Origin of the sequence: Paraburkholderia sp. SIMBA_054, assembly GCF_046534875.1 — a bacterium.
In the GTDB taxonomy this organism is placed as follows: domain Bacteria; phylum Pseudomonadota; class Gammaproteobacteria; order Burkholderiales; family Burkholderiaceae; genus Paraburkholderia; species Paraburkholderia hospita.
This window is the reverse complement of record NZ_JAWRXV010001452.1, coordinates 1-245: the sequence shown is the minus strand read 5'-3', so window position 1 is coordinate 245 and position 245 is coordinate 1. Positions and strand designations below refer to the sequence as shown.

1 protein-coding gene is annotated in these 245 nt (G+C 70.2%); it reads left to right on the top strand.

Annotation, left to right across the window (positions count from 1 at the left end; all coding sequences use genetic code 11):
• Positions 1–245, top strand: a 245-nt coding sequence (locus SB822_RS59865) for a LytTR family DNA-binding domain-containing protein (RefSeq protein WP_410859479.1), incomplete at both ends; no start/stop codon positions are given.

Genomic DNA, 245 nt, shown 5'->3' with positions numbered 1-245 from the left:
CACCGTCGAGCTGCACCTGGTCGACGCCATGCACGAGCTGCGGGAGACGATGACCACGCTGGCCGCGAAGCTCGACCCGCGGCGCTTCGCCCGCGTGCACCGCTCGGCCATCGTCAACCTGCGCCGCGTGCGCGACATCCACCCCTGGTTCAACGGGCACCACGTCCTGACGCTGGATACCGGCCAGCAGCTGCGGATGAGCCGCTACCAGCACGAGGTGTTCCTGCGCCTGGTGACGACCGGGC